General features: G+C 67.2%; 7 protein-coding genes. 4 read left to right on the top strand and 3 right to left on the bottom strand.

Annotated features, from left to right (window positions below; genetic code table 11):
* A partial coding sequence (locus VTU_RS0105470) for a glycerol-3-phosphate responsive antiterminator (protein WP_010101646.1) occupies positions 1 to 574 on the top strand: 574 nt, incomplete at its 5' end.
* Positions 575 to 604: 30 nt separating this feature from the next.
* Here the strand turns inward: VTU_RS0105470 and VTU_RS0105465 are convergent.
* The 3 genes from VTU_RS0105465 to VTU_RS0105455 form a co-directional block, all read right to left on the bottom strand.
* On the bottom strand, positions 605 to 979 hold the full coding sequence (locus VTU_RS0105465) for a type II toxin-antitoxin system PemK/MazF family toxin (RefSeq protein ID WP_029554141.1): 375 nt from the start codon (positions 977 to 979) through the stop codon (positions 605 to 607).
* Positions 966 to 1,226, bottom strand: a complete 261-nt coding sequence (locus VTU_RS0105460) for an AbrB/MazE/SpoVT family DNA-binding domain-containing protein (RefSeq protein WP_029554140.1) — start codon at positions 1,224 to 1,226, stop codon at positions 966 to 968. The genes VTU_RS0105465 and VTU_RS0105460 overlap by 14 nt, the downstream gene beginning before the upstream one ends.
* Before the next feature lie 103 nt (positions 1,227 to 1,329).
* The gene (locus tag VTU_RS0105455) at positions 1,330 to 2,127 is read right to left on the bottom strand and encodes an IclR family transcriptional regulator (RefSeq protein ID WP_010101641.1); all 798 of its coding nucleotides are present in this window, start codon (positions 2,125 to 2,127) and stop codon (positions 1,330 to 1,332) included.
* 155 nt (positions 2,128 to 2,282) lie between these two features.
* Between VTU_RS0105455 and VTU_RS0105450 the strand changes: the two genes are divergently transcribed.
* The 3 genes from VTU_RS0105450 to VTU_RS0105440 are packed head-to-tail and all read left to right on the top strand — an operon-like array spanning position 2,283 to position 4,503.
* Positions 2,283 to 3,056 carry an ABC transporter substrate-binding protein gene (locus VTU_RS0105450; RefSeq protein WP_010101639.1) on the top strand — a complete coding sequence of 258 codons (774 nt, stop codon included), beginning with the start codon at positions 2,283 to 2,285 and terminating at the stop codon, positions 3,054 to 3,056.
* A gap of 38 nt (positions 3,057 to 3,094) precedes the next feature.
* A complete protein-coding gene (locus tag VTU_RS0105445; protein WP_010101636.1) occupies positions 3,095 to 3,760 on the top strand; it encodes an amino acid ABC transporter permease in 666 nt (221 codons plus the stop codon).
* Positions 3,757 to 4,503 (top strand): amino acid ABC transporter ATP-binding protein, encoded by a 747-nt coding sequence (locus tag VTU_RS0105440; protein WP_010101634.1) that lies wholly within the window; start codon positions 3,757 to 3,759, stop codon positions 4,501 to 4,503. Before VTU_RS0105445 ends, VTU_RS0105440 begins: the two co-directional genes overlap by 4 nt.
* Positions 4,504 to 4,573 lie beyond the last annotated feature (70 nt).

Here is a 4,573-nt window from a genome sequence, read left to right as displayed (position 1 = left end):
CCTCGGTGCCCGCCTGACGAAACACCCGGTGATCGCGACGCTCTATGGCGTCGAGCAGATCGAAATCTTCGTCGCCAGCGAAGCCGAGGTCTCCATCGTGGCGAACGTGGAACTGCGCAAACTGAAGGCGGTCATCGCCACGCTGACGAAGGCCGGCAAGTACGCCATCGTGAACATCGACAGCAGCGAAGGCCTGTCGCAGGACCGGGGCGGTGTGGAGTATCTGGCGGACATCGGGGTGAGCAGCCTGGTGTCCACGCGCGTGGCAACGATACAGCGCGCCAACCGGGCCGCCATGGTGACGATGCAGAAAGTCTTCGTGACCGACCGCTCCACGTGGCCGCGCAGCGTGAAGGCCCTGGAGCAAAGCGATCCGAACCTCGTACAACTGATGCCCGCGCCCATGCTGGCGCATATTTGCGAAGCCGACCGCAAGGCATTGCCGCCCATCGTGGCCTCCGGCTTCGTCTGCAACCCGGAAGATATCCGCAGCGCCATCGCGCACGGCGCGCTGGCCATCTCCACCAGCGACTCCGGGTTGTGGAATCTGCCGGCGAAGGCCATCCGGCCGTAAACGACGAATGACACGCGCCGCAGCCCCGGTTCAGTGCTTGCACACGCCGAACACCGCGTCAAATCGCTTCAGGGCCGCAGCCAGCAACTTCGTGTGTCCCCCTCCCCAGGGATGCGGCCGCGCATTGCGCTCGCGCCAGTCGAAGGACTTGGGTTGGTTCGTCAGCACATAGCCGACCTCGCCCTGGGCCCCCGCTGCTGCGACGGCAAACGGGTTGTCCGCATGGTGCTCGGCATGCGTCATCGGCAGGCCCATCACGATCCCCGTGCGCAGCGCAAACTCTTTCACCGACACCACCAGCATCGGATGGTCGCTGGGCATTTCCTTGCCGACGTGCGGGCTGTATTGGATGAATATGATCTCGGCCCGCTCAGGCACCCACAGAGGTGACCTACGGCTTGCCATCAGCAAACGCCTCCACGCCCGCCGGCCCACAAGCCATCGCTTCGCCGCCGTGTTTTTTCGGATCAAAAGCCTCGAGCATTTGTGCCAGCGTCGGCTCCGTTTCAGACTCGATCACGATGCGGCCCGGCCTGACGCTCACCCGGACGGGCGAGCCCTCGGTGACGCCCGCAATCTTCGCCATCGGTTTTGTGAGGCGAAGGGCCAGGCCATTGCCCCAGGCGCTGATTTGACTGACTGACGTGCTCATGGGAAATCTCCTGTTCGTTGATACGATCGTATAAACGGTAGCGGGCCGGGTCAACCCCCGCATCCGCGCGGATCACAAGATAACAGGCTGCGCGGATCGTGTATCAACCCAGCGCGCGCACCGAATTGCTCAATGACCGCGCGCAGGCGAGCAGCGACGGGCCCAGGCGGCTCTCGGCCTGCTCGGGCGTCCAGCGGCTCGTCGGTGCGACGATGTGCACGGCGGCCACGGGCCGGCCATGGCTGCCGATCACCGGGGCGCCCAGCGTCATGTCGCCCAGGAAGAGTTCCTCCCGGTTCACGGCGTAGCCGCGCTCGCGGGCCTGGCCCAGCGCGGCCAGAATGGCGGCCTCGTCGGTGAGCGTGTGGCGGGTGTGCGCCACGCGGTCTCCCGCACGCAGCAGCGCCAGGGCCTCGGCCTCGGGCAGCGCACTCAGCCAGGCACGGCCCGAGGCCGTGCAGTACATGGGAATGCGGCTGCCGATGGGCATGTGCACGGGAACGAACTGGGCGCTGATGAAACGCGCCAAGTAAACCATCTCCAGCCCGTCGGCCTCGGTCAGGCAGGAGGTCTCGGCGGTCCCGTTCGTCAGTTCCGAGAGGTAGGGGGTGGCCAGATCGATCAGCGGGTTGGCCGCCAGGTAGCTCAGGCCGATGCGCATCACGCGCGGCGTGAGCTGGTAGCGCCGCGTCTGCGGGTGCTTGCGCACAAAGCCCAGCTGCTCCAGCGTGAAGACCATGCGCTGCGCCGAGCTCTTGCTGATCCCGGCAGCAGCGGTCACCTCGGCCAGCGTCATGCTGCGCCGCTGCGCGCTGAACCCGCAGAGCACGGCCAGCCCTTTTTCCCGCGACTGGTTGAACAAGGGGTTGGCGTCAGCGTCGGGCGGCAGTGCGGTACTCATGGGTCGCGGCATGGTGGTTTTCAGCGGCGTCCGTATCGGATATCGATACGAATAAATCTTTCAATGAGTTGTATCAATTTATTACAGATTTATTAGAATCGATCATTTCCACCCCCTTCAACCCCCGCGTTCGTCACAGTCACAGGAGTCACCCCATGCAGCGCCCTATCGGCCCCCTTTATCGCATCGCCCTGGGCCTGTGCACCGCAGGCGCCGCCCTGCTTGCAGCCGCGCAGCAAAGCCCCGTGCCCGCCAGCTACACCGTGGGCGCCACGGCCTCGGGGATTCCGTTCACCTTTCTGGACCTGAAGACCAACCGCATCCAGGGCATGATGGTCGACACCGTGCAGGCCGTGGCCAGGGCCGGCAGCTTTGGCGTGGCGGTGCAGCAGACGGTGTTCTCGGCGCTGATTCCCTCGCTCACCGCGCACAAGATCGACATCATCTCGGCCGCGCTGCTCAAGACGCCGGCGCGCCAGCAGGTGGTGGACTTCAGCGATCCGGTCTACTCCTACGGCGAGAGCCTGATCGTGCGGGCCGACGAGGCCAGTGCCTACGCCTCGCTTGACGCGCTCGGCGGCGAGATCGTCGGCGCCCAGGTGGGCACGGTGTACCTCGACATGCTGCACAAGAAGGGAATCTTCAAAGAGGTGCGCAGCTACGACTCGGTGGCCGACATGGCGCGCGATCTGGCGCTCGGCCGCATCCGGGCGGGCCTGGCCGACCAGCCCGTCATCGCCTACCAGATCCGCCAGAACAGCTTGCCCGGCGTGAAGCTCGCCGCAGGCTACCAGGCCAGCAGCATGGGCGACGTCTGCCTGGTGGTGCGCAAGGGCGACGCCGCGACGCTGGCGCGGCTGAACCGGGCCATCGCCACCATCAAGGCCGACGGCACGCTGGCGCAGATCATCCGGAAATGGGGCATCTGAACTGCCCCCCCCTCTCTCTCACCAGAGGATGGATCACCATGCAAGCCTTCGTGCAGCATGCGCGCGAGTTCCTGCCGATCCTGTTGCAGGGCGCGTGGGTCACGGTGCAGGTCACGGCGCTGTCGTTCCTGCTCAGCAGCGTGCTCGGCCTGGCGCTGGCGCTGTGCCGACTCTCGCCGCTGCGCGCGCTGCGCTGGGGCGCGGCCGCGTTCATCAACGGAGTCCGCGGGTTGCCGATCATCGTGCAACTGTTCTACATCTACTTCGTTCTGCCCGACGTGGGCATCCGGCTCTCGGCCATGCAGGCCGGCGTGATCGGGCTGGGCATTGCCTATTCGGCCTACCAGGCAGAGAACTTCCGCGCCGGCATCGAGGCCGTGGACCCGGGCCAGCGCGAGGCGGCGCTGGCCATGGGCATGCGGCCTGCGCTGCTGATGCGCCGCGTGGTCCTGCCCCAGGCCCTGCGCATTGCGCTGCCGCCCTACGGCAACACGCTGGTGATGATGCTCAAGGATTCGTCGCTGGTCTCGACCATCACCGTGGCCGAAATGACGCGCGCCGGCCAGCTCATCGCCGCATCGACGTTCCAGAACATGACCGTGTACACGCTGGTCGCGCTGCTCTACCTGGCGCTGAGCCTGCCGCTGGTCTGGGGCCTGCGGGGGATCGAGCGCCGCTTCGCAGCGGGCAGGAAAGCGCCATGATCGTGATCGAGCGCCTGGAAAAAACCTACGGTGCGCAGCGCGTGCTGCAGGGCCTGGACCTGCACGTGGAGCGCGGCCAGGTGGTGTGCCTGATCGGCGCCTCGGGGTCGGGCAAGTCCACGCTGCTGCGCTGCATCAACGGGCTCGAGTCTTACCAGGGTGGCCAGGTGCGCGCCTTCGGCGAGCGCGTGGACCAGCGCGCGCCCACGGTGCATGCGCTGCGCAGCCGCATGGGCATGGTGTTCCAGCGCTTCAACCTGTTTCCCCATCGCACGGTGCTCGAAAACGTGATGGAGGGCCCGATCCACGTCAAGGGCCAGCGCCCCGATTGCGCCCGGCACGACGCGCTGGAACTGCTGCGCAAGGTGGGCCTGGCGGACAAGGCAGCGGCCTGGCCGGCGCAGCTCTCGGGCGGACAGCAGCAGCGCGTGGCGATGGCGCGCGCGCTGGCCCTGCGCCCCGAGGCCATGCTGTTCGACGAGCCCACGTCGGCGCTCGACCCTGAACTGGTGGGCGACGTGCTCGAGGTCATGCGCCAACTCGCCGCCGAGGGCATGACCATGGTCGTGGTCACGCACGAGATGGGCTTTGCGCGCGAGGTGGCCGACCGCGTGTGCTTTCTGCACAGCGGCCGCATTCTCGAAGAGGGGCCGGCAGCGCAGGTACTCGGAGCGCCGCGCCAGGCGCGCACGCAGGACTTTCTGCGCCGCGTGCTGCACGCCCCCGCAGGGGCTGCCGCATGAGCCCGGCCGGTGGCGCGCGGCCCATCGCCGCGCACCCCGCCGCGCACGCGCTATGGGTCGCGACCGCGCC

Source organism: Verminephrobacter aporrectodeae subsp. tuberculatae At4, from assembly GCF_000193225.1.
Taxonomy (GTDB): Bacteria; Pseudomonadota; Gammaproteobacteria; order Burkholderiales; family Burkholderiaceae_C; genus Acidovorax; species Acidovorax aporrectodeae.
The sequence above is the reverse complement of the archived record's forward strand: the minus strand, read 5'-3'. Positions and strand labels throughout refer to the sequence as shown.